Annotated in this window: 18 protein-coding genes; 2 read left to right on the forward strand and 16 right to left on the reverse strand. The window is 64.4% G+C overall.

Annotation, left to right across the window (positions count from 1 at the left end; genetic code table 11):
- Positions 1-3: 3 nt before the first annotated feature.
- The 6 genes from ACFQU1_RS08390 to ACFQU1_RS08415 all read right to left on the reverse strand — a co-directional run bounded on the left by ACFQU1_RS08390 (position 4) and on the right by ACFQU1_RS08415 (position 5,955).
- Positions 4-1,377 (reverse strand): acyclic terpene utilization AtuA family protein, encoded by a 1,374-nt coding sequence (locus ACFQU1_RS08390; protein WP_378131250.1) that lies wholly within the window; start codon positions 1,375-1,377, stop codon positions 4-6.
- 76 nt (positions 1,378-1,453) lie between these two features.
- Positions 1,454-2,485 (reverse strand): ABC transporter substrate-binding protein, encoded by a 1,032-nt coding sequence (locus ACFQU1_RS08395; protein ID WP_378131252.1) that lies wholly within the window; start codon positions 2,483-2,485, stop codon positions 1,454-1,456.
- A 56-nt stretch (positions 2,486-2,541) separates the two neighbouring features.
- Entirely contained in the window at positions 2,542-3,630 is a 1,089-nt protein-coding gene (locus ACFQU1_RS08400) for an Ldh family oxidoreductase (protein WP_378131254.1), read from the reverse strand.
- On the reverse strand, positions 3,627-4,445 hold the full coding sequence (locus ACFQU1_RS08405; RefSeq protein ID WP_378131257.1) for an ABC transporter ATP-binding protein: 819 nt from the start codon (positions 4,443-4,445) through the stop codon (positions 3,627-3,629). Before ACFQU1_RS08405 ends, ACFQU1_RS08400 begins: the two co-directional genes overlap by 4 nt.
- Positions 4,442-5,203, reverse strand: a complete 762-nt coding sequence (locus ACFQU1_RS08410) for an ABC transporter permease (RefSeq protein ID WP_378131259.1) — start codon at positions 5,201-5,203, stop codon at positions 4,442-4,444. Before ACFQU1_RS08410 ends, ACFQU1_RS08405 begins: the two co-directional genes overlap by 4 nt.
- A 5-nt stretch (positions 5,204-5,208) precedes the next feature.
- On the reverse strand, positions 5,209-5,955 hold the full coding sequence (locus ACFQU1_RS08415) for an ABC transporter permease (RefSeq protein ID WP_378131261.1): 747 nt from the start codon (positions 5,953-5,955) through the stop codon (positions 5,209-5,211).
- 199 nt (positions 5,956-6,154) lie between these two features.
- Between ACFQU1_RS08415 and ACFQU1_RS08420 the strand changes: the two genes are divergently transcribed.
- Entirely contained in the window at positions 6,155-6,934 is a 780-nt protein-coding gene (locus ACFQU1_RS08420; RefSeq protein WP_378131263.1) for a GntR family transcriptional regulator, read from the forward strand.
- 25 nt (positions 6,935-6,959) lie between these two features.
- The gene (locus ACFQU1_RS08425) at positions 6,960-7,871 is read left to right on the forward strand and encodes an SMP-30/gluconolactonase/LRE family protein (protein WP_378131634.1); all 912 of its coding nucleotides are present in this window, start codon (positions 6,960-6,962) and stop codon (positions 7,869-7,871) included.
- A 9-nt stretch (positions 7,872-7,880) separates the two neighbouring features.
- Here ACFQU1_RS08425 and ACFQU1_RS08430 read toward each other — a convergent pair whose 3' ends face one another.
- From ACFQU1_RS08430 to ACFQU1_RS08475, 10 genes are all read right to left on the reverse strand, one after another.
- Positions 7,881-8,357, reverse strand: coding sequence for a hypothetical protein (locus tag ACFQU1_RS08430; protein ID WP_378131265.1), 477 nt, complete (start codon positions 8,355-8,357; stop codon positions 7,881-7,883).
- 56 nt (positions 8,358-8,413) lie between these two features.
- Positions 8,414-9,196: an enoyl-CoA hydratase-related protein gene (locus ACFQU1_RS08435; protein ID WP_378131267.1), complete on the reverse strand. Its 783-nt coding sequence runs from the start codon at positions 9,194-9,196 to the stop codon at positions 8,414-8,416.
- Positions 9,197-9,201: 5 nt separating this feature from the next.
- The gene (locus ACFQU1_RS08440) at positions 9,202-10,356 is read right to left on the reverse strand and encodes a hypothetical protein (RefSeq protein ID WP_378131269.1); all 1,155 of its coding nucleotides are present in this window, start codon (positions 10,354-10,356) and stop codon (positions 9,202-9,204) included.
- A 25-nt stretch (positions 10,357-10,381) separates the two neighbouring features.
- A complete protein-coding gene (locus tag ACFQU1_RS08445; protein WP_378131271.1) occupies positions 10,382-10,843 on the reverse strand; it encodes a MaoC/PaaZ C-terminal domain-containing protein in 462 nt (153 codons plus the stop codon).
- A 57-nt stretch (positions 10,844-10,900) separates the two neighbouring features.
- Complete coding sequence (locus ACFQU1_RS08450; protein WP_378131273.1) at positions 10,901-11,104, reverse strand: CoA transferase; 204 nt, start codon at positions 11,102-11,104, stop codon at positions 10,901-10,903.
- Positions 11,101-12,198 carry an ABC transporter ATP-binding protein gene (locus tag ACFQU1_RS08455; protein ID WP_378131275.1) on the reverse strand — a complete coding sequence of 366 codons (1,098 nt, stop codon included), beginning with the start codon at positions 12,196-12,198 and terminating at the stop codon, positions 11,101-11,103. The genes ACFQU1_RS08450 and ACFQU1_RS08455 overlap by 4 nt, the downstream gene beginning before the upstream one ends.
- 40 nt (positions 12,199-12,238) lie before the next feature.
- Positions 12,239-13,102 (reverse strand): carbohydrate ABC transporter permease, encoded by an 864-nt coding sequence (locus tag ACFQU1_RS08460; RefSeq protein ID WP_378131277.1) that lies wholly within the window; start codon positions 13,100-13,102, stop codon positions 12,239-12,241.
- Complete coding sequence (locus ACFQU1_RS08465) at positions 13,099-13,953, reverse strand: carbohydrate ABC transporter permease (RefSeq protein WP_378131279.1); 855 nt, start codon at positions 13,951-13,953, stop codon at positions 13,099-13,101. The genes ACFQU1_RS08460 and ACFQU1_RS08465 overlap by 4 nt, the downstream gene beginning before the upstream one ends.
- 59 nt (positions 13,954-14,012) lie before the next feature.
- The gene (locus tag ACFQU1_RS08470) at positions 14,013-15,308 is read right to left on the reverse strand and encodes an ABC transporter substrate-binding protein (RefSeq protein WP_378131281.1); all 1,296 of its coding nucleotides are present in this window, start codon (positions 15,306-15,308) and stop codon (positions 14,013-14,015) included.
- A gap of 67 nt (positions 15,309-15,375) precedes the next feature.
- Positions 15,376-16,587, reverse strand: coding sequence for a CaiB/BaiF CoA transferase family protein (locus tag ACFQU1_RS08475; protein WP_378131283.1), 1,212 nt, complete (start codon positions 16,585-16,587; stop codon positions 15,376-15,378).
- Positions 16,588-16,666: the final 79 nt, after the last annotated feature.

Below are 16,666 nucleotides of genomic sequence, written 5' to 3' on the forward strand. Positions count from 1 at the left end.
CGCTCAAACCTCCAGAAATTCGGTGCGGAACATCTCCAACGGATCATCCGGCTCCACGACGTGATTGAGGCTGAAGCGGTAGACCGGCCCGCGATTCACATGCGTCGGCGCCATCGGATAGGCGATGCCCGTGATGAGGCCGCGCCATTCGGGGATCGGATAATGTACCGCGAAATGCGCGAAGGTCTTGGCGATCGAATCCGTGATCGCCTCGTCGGCCGTTGTGATGGTGAAGACGAGGCCGACCTCGTGGCCGATCTGGTGGGCCAAAGGCTCGAGCTTGCCCATCACGCCGTCGCGGCCATAGACGCGGACGTGGATGTCGTAGTCGTCCCGGCCGAGGCGGCCGCCGAACATCTCCTGCACCCGCGCGAAGAATTTCTCCTGCATGCCTTCGAGCCAGCTGTCGAGCTGGCGCAGGATGAAAGGCTCGCGCACGCCGCCGATGATGAGCGCCTGATAGCCGGCGAGTTCCGCCCCCTCCAGCTTGATGGTGACGCGGTTCGCCGGGCGGAATTGCGAGCCGGAGACGCGCACGGCACGATCGTTCAGCGCCTCGTAATGCGCCTCCAGGGTATCGATCGTGCCGTTCGGCTCGGTGATGAGGAAGGGGTCCGCATTTTCGTAGAGCGTGTGCGAGGCAACGCTTTGCGGGGTGCAGCGCACCTCCATGTCCATCGGCTCGATGTCGAAATGATCGTCGCGGATCCAGGCCATGATGCTGTCGGGCCGCTTGCGCTGGACCACACAGGCCGTGCCGCATTCGAGGATCTTGGCCGCATGCCAGGCAGCCCCTGCGTCTGCGCCTTTCATCACGGGCACGGTCGAGAACAAGGAAGTGTCCGAGGCGCGTCCGGCGAGGATCACCTGCGCGCCCTGCTCGACGGCAGCCGCCAGCGGCTCCTGCCCCATCATGCCGACGATATGCGTGCTCCTGTCGATCACCTCATCGCTGATCGGCGGCGCCGGCTTGAGCGGCTTGATGCGCCCCTCGCGCAGGCGGCGCTTGAGATAGCCCTTGTCCTGCTCGGAGCGCACGAGGGCCAGCCTGAACTTGAGCCCTTCCTCTCTCGCGATTTCCAGCGCGATGTCGCGCATCCAGTCGAGGCCGTCGTCGCCGCCGCCGAAGCCGCAGGAGCCGACGATGAGCGGCACGTCGAGCTTGTTGCGGCCGAGCAGCATCAGCCTGAGATCACGTTTCGTGCCCTCGCGCGAGAAATGCGGCTTGCCGCTGCCGAGATGCGACGGTCCGGCATCGGTCGATCCGCCGTCACAGGCGATGACGTGAGGCTCGAGCGAAATGCCGCGCGCGAAGGAGGACTCCAGAAAGCCCGAGCCGATCTGCCCGGATGCCGACAACACTCTGACTTCAGTCATCTTGCACCTGTTCTTTGCACAGCGTCCCGGTGCGGTGGCCGCCCAACGGCCGCCACAGCACATGCGAGACCGAGCGTCAGCCCAGTTCCTGCAACGCCTGATCGACGAAGCGGGTCTCGATAAAGCGGTTGAGATCGGGCTCGCCCTTGATCGCCCCCGCTTTGCGATAGACGGGCAAAAGCTCCTTGAAGTACTCACGCTTGAAGCCGCCGTCGTTCGGCCAGGCGTTGATCTCTTTCGAAAGCTTTTCCCAGACCGGCTTGAGTTCGGAGTCGGTCACGTCGGCAGCCTTCGGAACGGTGGCGTATTTGCGGAAACCGCGGGCGAAATATTCGTAGTCTGCATTGGCCTGCCGGAACGATTTGATCATCGCCTTGTTCAGGTCGATGGCGGCGCGTTCATTATTCTTGTCGTCCGCCCAAGCGCCGGGGACGAGCCAGGCCTCCGACAGCCAATGCTTGTAGGTCTTCCAAGGCTCTATCAGCACCTTGTAGTTGCCCTGTTTAACAATCGAAGCCGCCTGGTCGAAGTGGACGGGAACGGCGGCGACGCGGCCGCCGAGGAGCGCGCGCATGCGCGAGCCGGAGCCGCCGATCTCGACGATGGTTGTATCATCGATGTCGACGCCGTTCTGCGCCAGCACGCCGCTGAGCAGCACATAGATGAAGTCGCCGCGCGAGTTCAAAGCGATTGCGTTGCTCTGCTCCTTGAAGTCGGCGTAGGACTTGATCATGTCGGCATTGACCACGAACACTTGGCTCGTGCTGTTGTAGACCAAGCCGATCAGCTTGACATTGGCGCCGACCTCGCTCGCGCGCATCGCCGAAACGACGTCGGCATCACCGGCTTCGGCAGAGCCTGCGACGATCGATTGGGTGATGACCTGCATGGACTCGATGCGGTCGATCTTCGGCTCGGCATAGCCGAGTTCGCGCAATCCCTCCCGCAGCGCAATGACTTCGGGAATGTGGATCGCCAAGCTGAAGCCCTGGATCTCCAGCTTGAGCTGACGCCCGGCTTGCGCGAAGGCACCCGAGCCGTAGGGGAGCGCCAGGCCGGCGCCAGCTCCGGCGGCGAGTTGGAATAGCTGTCTTCGCGTCGTTCTCATATCTTTGTTCCTCCCGTCTTCTCGTTCACGGCTTGCTTGTTCGCGTATCGTCGATCTCAGGCCAACGGCGCCGGACTGACCATGAGAGGATCGAGCCCATAGCGCGCGGCCTCGGCATCGAGTGCAGCGTGCACATCGGCCGAGAGCGGGATGCCAGTGGCGAGGCGCTCCCGTTCGCGCCGCGCCTCGCGCTCGCCCGGCACCAGGATCTCGTCGACACCGGCCGCCCGCGGCTCGGACTTCATCCGCAGGATCAACTCGTCCATGCGCGCCCGGAAGCTCTCGGCCGGCATGAAGAGATCAGTGCGCAGGCAGAGGAAGAGATGACCGACATTCTGCGGTCGGTCGAAACTCTTGTGCGGATTGCCGACCTCGCCGCCGAAGGCCGCGCCTGAATAGACGCCCGCCAGGATGTCCATGAGCATGGAGAGCGCAGCGCCTTTGACCCCGCCGAAGGGCAGCATGGAGCCGCCGTCGATCAGGGCCTGCGGGTCCGTCGTCGGCCGCCCTTCCCTGTCCAGGGCAAGGCCTGGCGGGATCTGCCGCCCGGCCTCAGCTGCCACATAGACATTGCCGCGCGCCAGCACGCTCATCGCCATGTCGAGCACGAAGGCGGGCTGGCTGCCGGTCGGCACCGCGAAGGCCATAGGGCTCGTGCCGAAGAAAGGTTTGCGCCCGCCCCAGGGCGGGAAGGCCGGCGAGGCATTGGTGAAGGCGATGCCAACCAGCCCCGCCTCCAAGGCCTGCAGCACATAGTAAGCGGCCATGCCGTAGTGGTTGGAGTGGCAGACGGAGACGAGACCGGTGCCGTGCTCCTGCGCGAGCCGGATAGCCTCCCTCATCGCGCGCCGGCCGACGACCGCGCCCATGCCATTGTCGCCGTCGACGTGGGAGGCCGCGACCGCCACCGGGCGGATGGTGATGTTCGGATCGGGCTTGTTCAGACCTTCGCGCAGGCGGCGCAGATAGGTCGCCGCGCGGAAGACGCCATGCGTATCGGTGCCGCGCAGATTGGCACGCACGAGGCAGTCAGCGACCGTCGCCGCACCTTCCTGCGGAAGTCCCGCGGCGGCGAATAAGCCGGTTACGAATCGGCGCAGCCGGTCCGCCTCGATATAGACGCGATCTAAATCCTCGTCTCTCACACCTGCGCTCCCTTCTTCAGCCCCTGCCAGATCTCGCGGCGCAGGTTGAGGAATTCGGGCGTGCTCTTGACGGCTTCGCGCCGCGGCCGCGCGAAGGGCACATCGATGATCTGCTCGATGCGCCCCGGGCGCGGCGACATCACGACGATGCGGTCGGCGAGATAGAGCGCCTCTTCGATCGAGTGGGTCACGAAGATTACGGTCTTGCGCTCTCGATCCCAGATCTCAAGGAGTTCGTCCTGCAAAAGGTCCCGGGTCTGCACGTCGAGCGCCCCATAGGGCTCGTCCATCAGCAGCACGGAAGGCTTGATGGCGAGCGCGCGGGCGATGCCGACGCGCTGCTGCATGCCGCCGGAGAGTTCGTGCGGATAGGATTTCTCGAAGGCTGAGAGACCGACCAGATTGACGTATTCGCGCGCCCTTGCGTGCCGCTCGGCCTTGCTCGTGCCGGAGACTTCCAGGCCGAAGGCGACATTGTCGAGAACGGTCCGCCACGGGAAGAGCTCGAAGCTCTGGAACACCATGCCGCGGCCGGCACCAGTGGTGTTCGTGACGTTCTTGCCGTCGAGGATGATCTCGCCCTCGTCGCAGGTCTCGATGCCGTCGATGATCCGCAGCAGTGTGGACTTTCCGCAGCCGGACGGCCCAAGCAGCACGAGGAACTCGAGCTCGGCGACCGCGAGGGAGAAGTCCTCCAGCACGGTCAGCCGCTCGCCGCCGCTGCGATAGTATTTCGTGATGTTGCGGATATCGAGCTTCGTCGTCGCGGGCGAGCGCCCGGCGCGCGGATCGCCCATGGTCTCAGCGAGGCTCATGCGGTCACCCGTTGCTGCTCGTACCAGGGCGCGAGCCGCCGGCCCGCCTCCCCGAGGAGCCAGTTGAGGAACAAGCTGACGATCATCAGCGTGATGAGGAGCCCGAGCACCGGTCCGGTCTCGACCAGCAGGCCAGAGCGATGGATGAGCCCACCATAGCCGATGATGACGAACATCTCGGCGAGCACCATGGCACGGATCGCGTGCACGAGGCCGATGCGGGCGCCGGTGAGAAGGTAGGGATAGATCGCCGGCAACGTGACCTTCCAGAAGATCTGGAAGGTATTGGCACCGAAGGAACGCGCCACGGCGAGCTGCATCGGGTTCACGCCGCGCGCGCCGTTGTAGGCGGTGAGCACGATATACCAGACCGAGGCCAGGAATACGATTGTGACCCGCAGCATCAGGCCTGTGCCGAGAATGAGGATGAACAGCGGAATGAGCGCTGCCGTCGAGGTGACGACGAACATGCTGACCCACGGCCGTGCGATGGCATCGACGACTGTCGAGCGGCCCATGGCGACGCCAAGCGGCATGCCGACCAGACAAGCCGCGACGAAGCCGATCGCCATTTGACGAAGCGAGCCTGCAAGTTCGCGCAGCATCTCGCCCTGCTGCAGCAGCGAGAGATAGTCGACCGCCACCACCGACGGCGGGGCGAGCAGCGCCGAGCCGAGTGACCGGCCAGCGATCTCCCAGGCCGCGAGGAATAGCGCGATACCGATAAGGCCGAGGCCGACGGTCCTGAGCTTGTCCATGGTCGTCATGTCCTCACATGCCAGCGCAGCAGCCGGCGTTCGAGCATCACGATCAGCGACTGTGCGATGAGACCGAGAAGGCAGATCAACACCACGATCGACAGCACGGCGGCGCTGTCGAAGTCCTGCGTCGCGCGCTTCATCAGGCCGCCGAGATTGACGGCCGCGAAGAAGAGCTCGGCCGTGATCATGCCGTTGATGGCGCGCGCGGATCCGACCCGAAGCGCCGCGACGAAGAACGGCAGGAGCGCCGGCAGCACGATCAGCCGGAGCTGCTGGCCGTGCGAGGCGCCGAACGAGCGCCCGACGTCGATCAGCGGCCGGCGCACGTCGCGTGCGCCGGCGATCATTACGACGAGCACGTCGAAGACGCTCATGAGGAAGACGAGCGCGACACGCCCTTCGAAGAAAAGACCGAACCAGACGATTAGGAAAGGCACGAAAGCGACCGGCGGGATGGCATAGATCGCCGTGACGACCGGCCCAAACATGCGGCGCAGGATGGGCGAGCGGCCGATGACAATGCCGAGCGGCACCGCCACGATCAAAGTGAGCCCGAAGCCGACGCCGAGCTGAACGAGCGATTGGCCGAGCGCGCGCATGAGGCGCGCCAGCCAAGCCGGATCGAGGAACTTGGCCAGGACCTCCGTCGGCGCGGGCAACAGCAGACCGGAGACATGGCTCGCGCCCCACTGCCAGAGGCCGAGGCCGATGATGACCGAGGCCAGGGAAAGCCAGCGCGTATCGCTCAACAATCGCGCGCTCAACCTGCTGCCCGGGGCGGCCGCGCTTGCTCCCCTGGAATTCGAATTGGCATCAAGCGCTTGCGAACTCAAGACTTTCCTCGCCGGCATTTCCTCGGGACAAGCGGTTCGGCGCCGCTTTGACTGCTTGAAAAATCGATGCAGTTTGTCTAGTTGTCTAGTCATCTTAAGCAAATCAGGTGACGGCGTGTCAACCCTCAAAGCTTCCCCCCGTCACGGCCTCGGCGACCGATTCACGCCGCTCTACATCCGTATCCAGGATCGCATCCGGGCAGCGATCGCCGACGGCGGCATGGCGGCCGGCGACCGGATCTGGTCGGAGGCGGAACTCGCCCGCGAATACGGCACGACCCGCTCGACCGTGCGCCACGCCCTCGACCAGCTCGTCTTCGAGGGGCTCATCGTCCGCCATATCGGCCGCGGCAGTTTTGTCGCCGAGCGTGCCGTCGTGCATTCGCCAATCGATTCGCGCTACTCGCTGTCCTTCGAGGAGCAGGTGGCGCAAGCAGGCCGTGTCGTCACCTATCGCTCGCCGACGCTCGAGCTCGTGTCGCCGCCCAAAGCAATCGCTGAAAAGCTCGGCATTCCGCCCGGTACCCAGGTCTTCAAGCTCGAACGCCTGCGCATCATCGAGAACCGCCCGGTCTGTCTCGAGATCCGCTATATGCCGCGCGCGGTCGGCGAACGCGTCACGGGCGAGATGTTGGCGAGCCGCTCGGCCCATAATTTCGTGGGCGAGATCGTCGGCGAGCGCATTCCGACCATCATGGTCTCGGTTACCGCGGAAGTCGCGACGGCCGCGGTCGCCAAGAAGCTGGAGTTGTCCGAGGGCGCGCCGCTGATCGTACGCACCAATGCGCATTACACCGGCGACGGGACAGTCGTCATCTGCGGCCGCTCGATCTTTGCCGGGGACGTCAGCACCGATTATGTGCTCGGTCAGCTGCCGCCGGGCCACGCGCGGTAACGCCCCATCACGGAGGAAACCCTTGCTGTTTCAGGCACCGCAACGGATCGAGACCCGCGTCTTTGCCCGCCTTCCCGAGCATTTGCGCGTCAAAGGCAAGGCTTCGGCCTGGGCTTTCGGCAAGGGCAACGACCACCTGCACTCCTTCCTCGAAGGCCCGGCTTTCGACCGCGCCGGCAATCTCTATCTGGTCGACATTCCCTATGGGCGGATCCTACGGGTGTCGCCCGAAGGCGACTGGAGCGTGATCACGGAATATGAGGGCTGGCCGAACGGTCTCGCCATCCACGAGGACGGCCGCATCTTCATCGCCGACCATCGGCGCGGCATCCTGCAGCTTGATCCGGCTAGCGGCGCCGTCACGCCCGTGCTGGAGACGGTGCGGCGCGAAGGCTTCAAGGGCACGAACGACCTGGCCTTCGCGAGCAACGGCGACCTCTATTTCACCGATCAGGGCCAGACCGGACTGCAAGACCCGACCGGCCGGGTCTACCGGCTGCGGACCGACGGCCAAGTCGATTGCCTGATCGACAAGGTGCCGAGCCCCAATGGCGTCGTCCTCTCGCGCGACGAGAAGGCGCTCTTCGTTGCGGTGACCCGCGCCAACCAGATCTGGAAGCTGCCGCTGCATACCGACGGCACGACCACCAAGGTCGCCGCCTATATTAATCTCTCGGGGGGCGGCGGGCCGGACGGCATGGCCCTCGACGAAACCGGCGGACTCGCCATCGCCCATGTCGGGCTAGGCGCGGTCTGGCTCTTCGACCGGCTCGGCGAGCCGGTCGCGCGCATCGTCTCCTGCGAGGATCTCGCCGTCACCAACGTTGCCTTCGGCGGCCACGACCGCAGGACGCTGTTCATCACGGAATCGGACAGCGGTACCGTGCTCGCGGCCGATGTGCCCGTGGCGGGCCGTCTGCTGTTCTCGCATATGTGACACAACCGGCTATTGCCCGGCATGGGCCGGGTTTCCTCGGGCATGACGATGGCACCGAGGGCTCGTGCAGATGCGGGTGGTCGCTTCGGCTAAGACGCCCGCTACCGCAGATGCAAATTCCGAGGTGCCTGCGAACACTTTGATGCCGGCGTGTACGCCCGAGCGAGCCCATGCATGGACATCCTCGGAACACTCGGCATCGCAAACGAAGATCTGTTGCCGTCCCGACCGCAAAGCCGCCGCCAAACCCGCCTCGCCCGCTGACATATTCAGTGCAACGACGGTGGCGTTCTCGGGCAGCGCGGCGCGCAGCAAGCTGGGAATGTGGTCCGACGACGGCCTGTCCCTGATGTAAGAGCCGACGTCGCCTCCTTCCGGGAAGCTCGATTGCAACCTCATCTGTACGCCCCCGCCGGTGAAGCGCCCGCTCGCCGGCGCTGCAACGGCCAGCATCACCGATTGGCCGGGCACGAGGCAGCCGTCCATAGCCCGCTCGGCCCCAAGCCTATGGCGTGCAGACTTCCCTCTTGCCCTCGATGGGCTCAGCGCCCCTGGAAACGAGCCGGCCGTTTCTCAGCGAAGGCGACCATGCCTTCCTTCTGATCCTCGGTGGTGAAGGCGAGCCGAATCGCGCGCCGCTCGGTATCGAGGCCGGCGGCGAGCGTCGTTTCATAGGCCGCGAGCACCGCCTCCTTAGCGAGCCGCGCCGCGACCGGGGCGCGGGTGGCGATCACCTCCGCGAGCGCCAGCGCTCTATTGACCACCGCCTCCGCCGGGAGGACTTCCGCCACCAGGCCGGCCTGCTGCGCCTCGCGCGCCGAGATGGGCTCGCCGGTCAGGATCATCTTCATGGCGAGCGACTTGCCGATGACTCGCGTGAGACGCTGCGTCCCGCCGTCGCCCGGGATGATCCCGAGAATGATCTCCGGCTGTGCCAGCACGGCGTCCTCGGCGGCAATCATGATGTCAGCCAGCATGGCGAGCTCGAGACCTCCGCCGAAGCAGATGCCGCGAATGGCGGCGACCAGCGGCTTCTGGCAGCGCTCGATGGTGCGCCAGGCGTCCTGACGGGCATGCTCGCTGATGGCAGCGAAGCCGCGCGCCTGCATTTCCTTGATGTCGGCACCTGCGGAAAAGGCGCGCTCGTCGCCGGTAAGCACGAGGCAGCGAACGTCGGGATCCGTCTCCGCATCGACGATGACGGCCGCGAGCTGCCGCAGCAATGCGCCGCTGAGCGCATTGCGCCGGGCGGGACGGTCGAGCCGGACGAGGAGGACGCCAGGAGCCGGCCGGGACGTGGCGATAAGGGTCGGACTATCCGCCATCGCGGTCAGACCTCGGTCGCCTTGACGGTGCCCGTGAGCACCTGTAGCGCCTCGAACAAGAAGTAGGAGCCGAAGATGAGCTCGGCGTTGAGCGCCACATCGTGCGGACGGGAGTCGGAGCGCTTATTGAAGCAGCCGCCGACCAGCATGCCGCGCGGGCGGTGGTCGTCCGGTGCCGTTGGTGTGAGATAGCTGGTGACGAGCGCCTCCACGGTCTTCTCCGCCGCATCGCGGTAACGGATGCGGCTCGCCGCCTCTGGCGCGAGCTCCGCCAGCTTCAGCAGCGAGGCGCAGACCATGGCAGTTGCCGCGGTGTCGCGCGCGGTGTCCGGAATGGCGGGGTCGTCGAAGTCCCAGAAGGCGACGCGGTCGGTCGGCACATGGGCGAGCCACCAGTCTGCCGCCTTCATGCTCTGCGCGAGCCAGCGCTCTTCCTCCGGGCAAGCGGCGAAGGCCATGGCGGAATACAGAATGCCCCAGCCCTGCGCGCGGCCCCAGACACTGCTATCGCTGAAGCCCTTATGGGTGAAGTGCCGCAGCACGGTGCCGCTGTGGGCGTCGAGCTCGCTCGACTGGACGATCGAGCCATCGGGACGCAGATGGATGTCGAGCACGCGCGTCATGTGCCGGGCAGCGCAATCGCGGTAGGAGGTCTCGCCCGTTTCTTTCGCGGCCCAGAACAGCAGCGGCGCGGCCTGCAGCGAGTCGATGCTGCTGAAGGCCCGGCCAACCTCGCCAGCTTCTTCGGCGTCCTTGCCCAGGGGAATGAGGCCGAGCGCCGGATCGAACTGCTCCCGCAGCGACCGGGCCGCTTCGAGGGCGAGCGGCTTACCGGTATCGTCGCCTGCCAGGATCGCGCCGAGCGCCGCGCCGTAATAGAAGCCGAAGCCTTTGAAGGCCGTCTCCAGGCGCGCGCGCGGCGCAAGCTTCAGGCACCACCGCCGCGCGAGATCCCGGAAGCGCTCCTCGCCGGTCATCCGATGGGCGAGCCACAGAATGCCGGGAAAGGCACCGCCCGTCCAATCGCCGTCCGGTGTCGTCGTCCACACGCCGGTGCGGCCGTCGGCCCAATGGGGGAAGCCTTCGGTCAGCGCCTCCGCCGTGCCCTCGGCGCGCTCGATCATATCGCCGGCAGCCCGGCGCCACAGGTCCTCGTTCACGTGCTTGAACCTCTTCTTCTAGGGATTAACCGGCCGCGACGCCGGCGGCGTCCGCATTGCGCGTCCATTTGAGGATGTGCTGGCCGGTTGCCGCCAGTTCTCCGTTCTGGTTCGTGACCTCGACCTTCGCGGTCGTGCGCCGGCGATCGGGATCGGTGGCCTCGATCCTGTAGGTGACGGTGATGGTATCGCCGAAGAACACGGGCTTCAGGAAGCGTATGCGGTCGTAGCCGAGCGAGACCGGCGTGCCGTCGATGCCCTTCTCCAGGCTGCGCTCGATCATGCGGGTGGACGCAGTGGACATGAAGCCGATGAGGAGCGCGCCATGCGCGATGCGCTGGCCGTAGATCGACTTCTTCATGAACGCCTCGTCCACATGGTTTTGCGAGAGGTCGCCGGTAAGACCTGCGAAGTTGTAGACGTCGCTTTCGCCGACGGTTTTGGAGAAAGTCACGAAGTCCCCGACCTTCGCATGCATGATCGTCATGTCGTTTTTCCCTTGTCTGTTGTTAGGATCGCCCCATCTTTGGCGAGCCGCGCGATGTCACCTGGCGTGAGGTGAATTTTCGGAGAAGACGTCGGCGGTATCACGGCCGGCACAGCGCCGCTCGAGGGAGCCGCCGAGCGGCTCCATCTTGGCCACATCGGCTCCCATATTGGCGTGATATTGGCTCGCCGCCGGTTCCTGCAGATTGTGGCAGAAGCTCAGAACGCGCAGTTCCTCGAGCAATGCAAGCGCCTCGCTCATCGGATGGCCGCTTCCGTCTCGACGTCGAAGAAGTGCAGCGCGTTGGGATCGATCGAGAACGGCGCCTTCTCACGGAGTGCGATACGGGTGTCCGGCGCCACGCGCGAGGCCATGATCAGCGTATCCGCCGAGCGGGCACCCACGATCATCTCGGCGCCGAGCTGTTCGGTCACCTCGATCTCGCCCTCGAAGGTCATACCGTCGGTCGCTCGCGCGGGGCCGAGATGAATGTGCTCAGGGCGGATGCCGAGGATCGCGCGTCCGTGTCCCCGCTTGTCGAGCAGCCGCTGCTGGGCATCGGGAATGCGGATGCTGAACTCCTTGGCGACGGCGCGCACGTTTCCGCCTTCCTGCACGATGTCCACCGACAGAAAGTTCATCGCCGGCGCGCCCATGAAGCTCGCCACGAAGCGATTGGCCGGCCGGTTATAGATCTCGAGCGGCGTGCCCACCTGCTGGATGCTGCCGTCTTTCATCACCACAACACGGTCGCCGAGCGTCATCGCCTCCACCTGGTCGTGAGTCACATAGATCGAGGTAGTGGGCACACGCTCGCGCAGCCGTTTCAGCTCAATGCGCATCTGGGCGCGCAGCTTGGCGTCCAGGTTCGACAGCGGCTCGTCGAACAGAAAGATCTGCGGATGGCGCACGATGCAGCGCCCGAGCGCCACGCGCTGCTGCTGCCCGCCGGACAATTGGCTCGGCTTGCGCGAGAGCAGAGGGTCAAGTCCGAGAATTTCAGTGGCGAAGGTCACCTCGCGCTTGATGTCTGCCTCCGGCACCTTGCGGTTGCGCAGGCCGAAGGCGAGATTGTCGTAAACCGTCATGTGCTGGTAGAGCGCATAGTTCTGGAACACCATCGCGATGTCCCGGTCCTTCGGCGGCAAATCATTCACCACCCGCGCGCCGATCTGGATGATGCCGTCGCTGATGCTTTCGAGCCCGGCAATCATCCGCAGCGTCGTAGACTTGCCGCAGCCGGACGGACCGACCAGCACCACAAATTCTCCGTCCGGAATGTCGAGATTGACGTCGCGCACGACACTCAGGCTGCCGTAGCGCTTGTTGACGTCCTTCAAAACGACGTCCGCCATAGGGAATCCTTTCCGATGTGATCCTTGACCTGTCGCGTGCTCACATGCGCAGGCCGCGGATGACGTATTTCTGGCCGAAGATCGTCACGATGAGCGCAGGCAGCATGGCGAGCACGGCGGTCGCGCTCATGAGGTTCCATTCGGTGCCCGTCTCACTGACGAACTGGGCCATCGTGACGGTGATGACCGGCGTGCGTTGCGCGGTGAGGATCAGGGCGAAGAGAAACTCGTTCCAGGTCCACAGCCACGACAAGATGGCAAGCGCGGCGATGCCCGGCAGCGCCGAGGGCAGCGCCACCCGCCGGAATGCCCCCCAGCGGGTGCAGCCGTCGATCAGTGCCGCATGCTCCATCGACGGATTGATACTGTCGAAGAAGCCTTTCATGATCCACGAGAAGAAGCAGACGTGCACGGCCACATGCGGCAGCAGCAAGCCGAGATAGCTGTCGTAGATGCCGAGACTGGTCGTGACGAGATAAAGCGGCAGGACCCAGGAAATATAGGGCACCGTGCGGAAGACATAGATGACACCGAACCAGGTGCGCTGAATAGGACCCGTGAAGCGCGACAGCATATAGCCGCTCGTGACCGTGACCCCGAGCGAGACGACGGTGGCGATGGTGGACAGAACGAAGCTGTTCCACATCGAATGGATGATGGCAGGCTGGCCTATCACCTCGATGAAGTTGTCGATCGTGAACTCGGAGCCGCGCCAGATATAGTAGACCCCGTAAGGCGGTCGCAGCGAGGTGACGATGAGAATTGCCACCGGCCCGATGAAGATGCATACGATCGCAAGAACGGCCAGGATCAGCAGCATGCGCCGGCCCGCCACGCCGAGAAATTCGAAGAAGCCAGTGGCGCGCTCGGCAGGTGTGGTGGGAACTGCGAGCGACGCGCTCATCGCGAGACCTCCATCGCGCGGTTGACAAGAGCGTACAGCCCAAGCCCCACGAACAGCATGATGACGGCACCCACCCCCGCAGCCGCTGCGCCCCGGCCGAAATCGAGGTTCACGAAAGCTTCCACATAGGCGTAGACGCTGAAGACCTCTGTGCTGCGCGAAGGGCCGCCGCCGGTCAGCACCCAGACTTGGTCGAAGGTGCGGAAAGCATCAATGGCCCGGATAAGGACGCAGACCCCGATGACCGGCCGGAGCAGCGGCAGCGTGATATGGGTGAAGACGCGCCAGCGGCCGGCGGCATCGATCTGCGCGGCTTCATAGGGCTCCTTCGGCAGCCCCTGCAGCGCAGCCAGCAGGATGAGCGTGAACCACGGCGTCCAGATCCAGACGTCCGTCAGTATAATGATAGTGAAGCTCGGCCAGCGCTCTGAGAGCCAGCCCACAGGCGGCACGCCGAGCCAGCTGAGAAAGGTCGTGATCACGCCGAACTGGTCGTTAAAGGACCAGCGCATCATGGTGGCCGTGATCACCGGTGCGATGGTCAGGGGCAGCAGAATAACCGTCTGCACAACGCCGCGCCCGTAGAACGCGCGTTTCAACAGATGAGCCAACGCCAGTCCGAAAGTCAGCGACAGGATAACCGACGAGACCATTAGGATGAAGGTGTTCGGCAGAACGAGCTTGAGGAAGACCGGGTCTGAGAACACCTCTGCATAATGACGCAGGCCCACCCAGGTTTTCTTCGGGTCTATCAGCGACCAATCGCGGAACGAAGCGTTCATGCCGATGAGGATCGGCGCCACCTCGAAGCAGAGGAGAACGAGGGCGGCTGGCGCGACGAGAAGGAGCATGAAGCGCTCCCTCTCACCGAAGCGCGGCTGCCATCGGATCAGGCTGGCCATTGCGACTCTCACCGGCTGGCACCGCCCTGGATGGAGGGCACCCCTTCCGCGAGCACCTTCGGGATATCCTCGCGTGATCCGTTCATGGCCCGGATAAGGACATCCGAGTAGTTCTTATGCACCACGGCCCAGTTACGAAAGTAGTAGGCATCATGGACGTGCTCGGAATCGAAGAGGATCGACTTTAACTGCTTCCAGACGGCATCGTCCTTGTCCAGGATGGCCCAGGTTTTTGTGTTTGGCGGCGGACCACCCGTCGCCTTCCACATGCCGATCTGACCTTCATAATCGGTCATCATGGCACCAAGCAGGGCCTTGGCGGCTTTCTGCCGCTCCGGCGGTGAGCTCTTCGGGATGGACCAGCCCCAGATGTCGATCCAGCTACGCTGGCCTTTGGACATGGGGCCGAGCGGGAAGCGCGCCATGCCCACATGACCGGCAGGCCGGGACTTCTTGGGATCCTCGAAGGTTCCGAGGAAGGTCGAATCGGCCACGGTGAAGGCCGCGTCACCCGCTTGGAAGATGGCGTTCGCCTCGTCACGGGAATAGGTGGTCATACCGGGCGGGCTGATCTTGTATTTACGCAGCGCATCCCACCAGAACTCAGCCGTCTGTACTTGACAGGCGTCGGCAAGCATGGGCTTCCAACCGTTTTTGGCGAGAACGGCATTATCACGCTCATAAGCCGGCGCGTAGATGTCACAATTGTTGTTCCAGAGCGTCCACCAGAAACTGAAGAAGGTATTGGTGAATGACATGCCGCCGACATAGCCCCACTTGACCTTGCCGTCGGCCTGGAGCTTTTGAGAAACCTTCACCAGCTCATCCCACGTCTTCGGCACCTCGTTTTCCGGAACGAGGTCCTTGCGGTAGAACATGATGCCGGCGGTGGTCGCGATCGGTACTGTGGTCGGCTTGCCTTCCGCATTGAGGAAGGGCATCAGCTGACCCTCGGCGACGTTCCCGATCTCTGGGATGTCGTCGGTCGGGACCAGATATTGCGCCCAGTCCTGGCCCCAATCGTCATTGTGCCAGATGATGTCGCATTGTCCGGCGGCGCCGGAAGCCAGCATCTGTGAAATCTTTGGCAGGTAAATACTGTAAGAGATGGGCGTCTTGACCAGGTTCACGTCCTGCTTCTTCGCCCATTTTTCCAGAATCGCGAGACTGGCGATCTGGACCGGATGGTTCATGTAGCAGATATTGACATCCGTCGCGGCCTCCGCTGGCCGGGGTGCCATGGCAGCCGCTACCCCTGCGAGCCCCAAACCTGCCCAAAGGCAGGTCAATGCTTTCGGTTTCATTCTCTTCCTCCCTCTTGTTTAGATTCACCGGACGGGCGTCGACCTGGCCGGTCCGCCCGCCACCGCTTCACGTTTCTGCAGGCTCGGCGATAGAAAGCGGGGCGACCACACCCGCGTCGACAAGCGCCTCGAAAGCCCTCTCGTCGTAGCCGAGCTCCCGGAGGATCTCTGCCGATTGTGCGCCGAGAGGCTGGGGTGGAAGGCGAACCTCCGGCACCCGGCCGTCGTAGCGGATCGGATGACTCACGAGCGTGATCGGCGCGCCGGTCGCCCCAGGGACTGTCTGGAAGCTGACGTTGTGGCGGACTTGCGGGTCCTCCACCACCTCGGGATAGTCGCGCACCGGGGCGTGCCAGATTCCCGCGCGGCCAAAGATGGCGCCCCACTCGGCGGTCGTGCGCCGGGCGACCGCTCTGGCGATGGCGCGGGCGGCTTCATCTCGACGGGTATAGGCATCGGTCTCCGGCACACGCTCCTCGGCGGGGACTTCGAGGGCGGCGTGGAGCGCGTCGAGCGAACCGAGCGAGATGGCGATGAAATTGTCCTGGGTGGCGTAGATGCCGTAAGGCGCGCCGTAGTACCAGCCCGCGATCGGTCCGGGCTGGCGTACATCCTCTGGGCGAGCACCGTTCAGATAGCAGGTGAAGGATTCGAGCTGCAGGTCGATGGCGGCCGAAAGCAAGCTGACGTCGACGCGACCGCCGCGGCCCGTGCGTTCGCGTCGCAAGAGAGCGGCGAGAATCCCGGCGGCAAACAGCGCCGCGCCGTGATGATCCACCGCCGAGACGCCGACGGCGCGGGGCCCTTGCTCGCGGCTGCCGGTGATGGTGGCAAGACCTGAGATCGCCTGGATAATGAGATCCTGCCCCGGATTCTTGGCATAGGGCCCATCCGGGCCATAGCCCGAAGCCGAGGCATAGACGATATCGGGCTTGATGGCGCGGATGGCCTCATAACCGAGGTCCAGCTTGTCCATCACGCCCGGGCGGAAGTTCTCCGCTATCACGTCGGCTGTGGTGATAAGCTTGCGCGCGATGGCAATGCCTTCAGGCGTCTTGAGGTCTAGCGTCAGGCTGCGCTTATTGCGGTTGCCTGCGAGCAGCAGCATGGTCTGGCCATCGACGGCCTTGTTCGCCCCGCCCCATTTGCGCTGGAAGGCCCCGTCTGGCGGCTCAACGGCGATAACGTCAGCGCCGAGGTCGGCCAGGAACTGAATGCCCACCGGCCCCATGAGAAAATGGTTGAAGCTGAGGATGCGGATGCCCTCTAGGTGGTCCACGCTTCACTCCCGCGATGTTGTTGTTGAGCCCTTATGCTGGGCATTGCTGTTGAAAGCGCTTTCAGGATAGAGAGTGTTT

It is taken from the genome of Chelatococcus sp. GCM10030263, assembly GCF_042666455.1.
GTDB lineage: Bacteria > Pseudomonadota > Alphaproteobacteria > Rhizobiales > Beijerinckiaceae > Chelatococcus.

What these genes read in the sequence shown, in the direction of transcription:
- ACFQU1_RS08445 (WP_378131271.1), bottom strand. Translation starts at nt 10,843, where the DNA reads ATGACGATCATGCATGCGAAGGTCGGGGACTTCGTGACTTTCTCCAAA.
- ACFQU1_RS08410 (WP_378131259.1), bottom strand. Translation starts at nt 5,203, where the DNA reads ATGGACAAGCTCAGGACCGTCGGCCTCGGCCTTATCGGTATCGCGCTA.
- ACFQU1_RS08455 (WP_378131275.1), bottom strand. Translation starts at nt 12,198, where the DNA reads ATGGCGGACGTCGTTTTGAAGGACGTCAACAAGCGCTACGGCAGCCTG.
- ACFQU1_RS08465 (WP_378131279.1), bottom strand. Translation starts at nt 13,953, where the DNA reads ATGCTCCTTCTCGTCGCGCCAGCCGCCCTCGTTCTCCTCTGCTTCGAG.
- ACFQU1_RS08435 (WP_378131267.1), bottom strand. Translation starts at nt 9,196, where the DNA reads ATGGCGGATAGTCCGACCCTTATCGCCACGTCCCGGCCGGCTCCTGGC.
- ACFQU1_RS08450 (WP_378131273.1), bottom strand. Translation starts at nt 11,104, where the DNA reads ATGAGCGAGGCGCTTGCATTGCTCGAGGAACTGCGCGTTCTGAGCTTC.
- ACFQU1_RS08405 (WP_378131257.1), bottom strand. Translation starts at nt 4,445, where the DNA reads ATGAGCCTCGCTGAGACCATGGGCGATCCGCGCGCCGGGCGCTCGCCC.
- ACFQU1_RS08470 (WP_378131281.1), bottom strand. Translation starts at nt 15,308, where the DNA reads ATGAAACCGAAAGCATTGACCTGCCTTTGGGCAGGTTTGGGGCTCGCA.
- ACFQU1_RS08395 (WP_378131252.1), bottom strand. Translation starts at nt 2,485, where the DNA reads ATGAGAACGACGCGAAGACAGCTATTCCAACTCGCCGCCGGAGCTGGC.
- ACFQU1_RS08460 (WP_378131277.1), bottom strand. Translation starts at nt 13,102, where the DNA reads ATGAGCGCGTCGCTCGCAGTTCCCACCACACCTGCCGAGCGCGCCACT.
- ACFQU1_RS08390 (WP_378131250.1), bottom strand. Translation starts at nt 1,377, where the DNA reads ATGACTGAAGTCAGAGTGTTGTCGGCATCCGGGCAGATCGGCTCGGGC.
- ACFQU1_RS08430 (WP_378131265.1), bottom strand. Translation starts at nt 8,357, where the DNA reads ATGGACGGCTGCCTCGTGCCCGGCCAATCGGTGATGCTGGCCGTTGCA.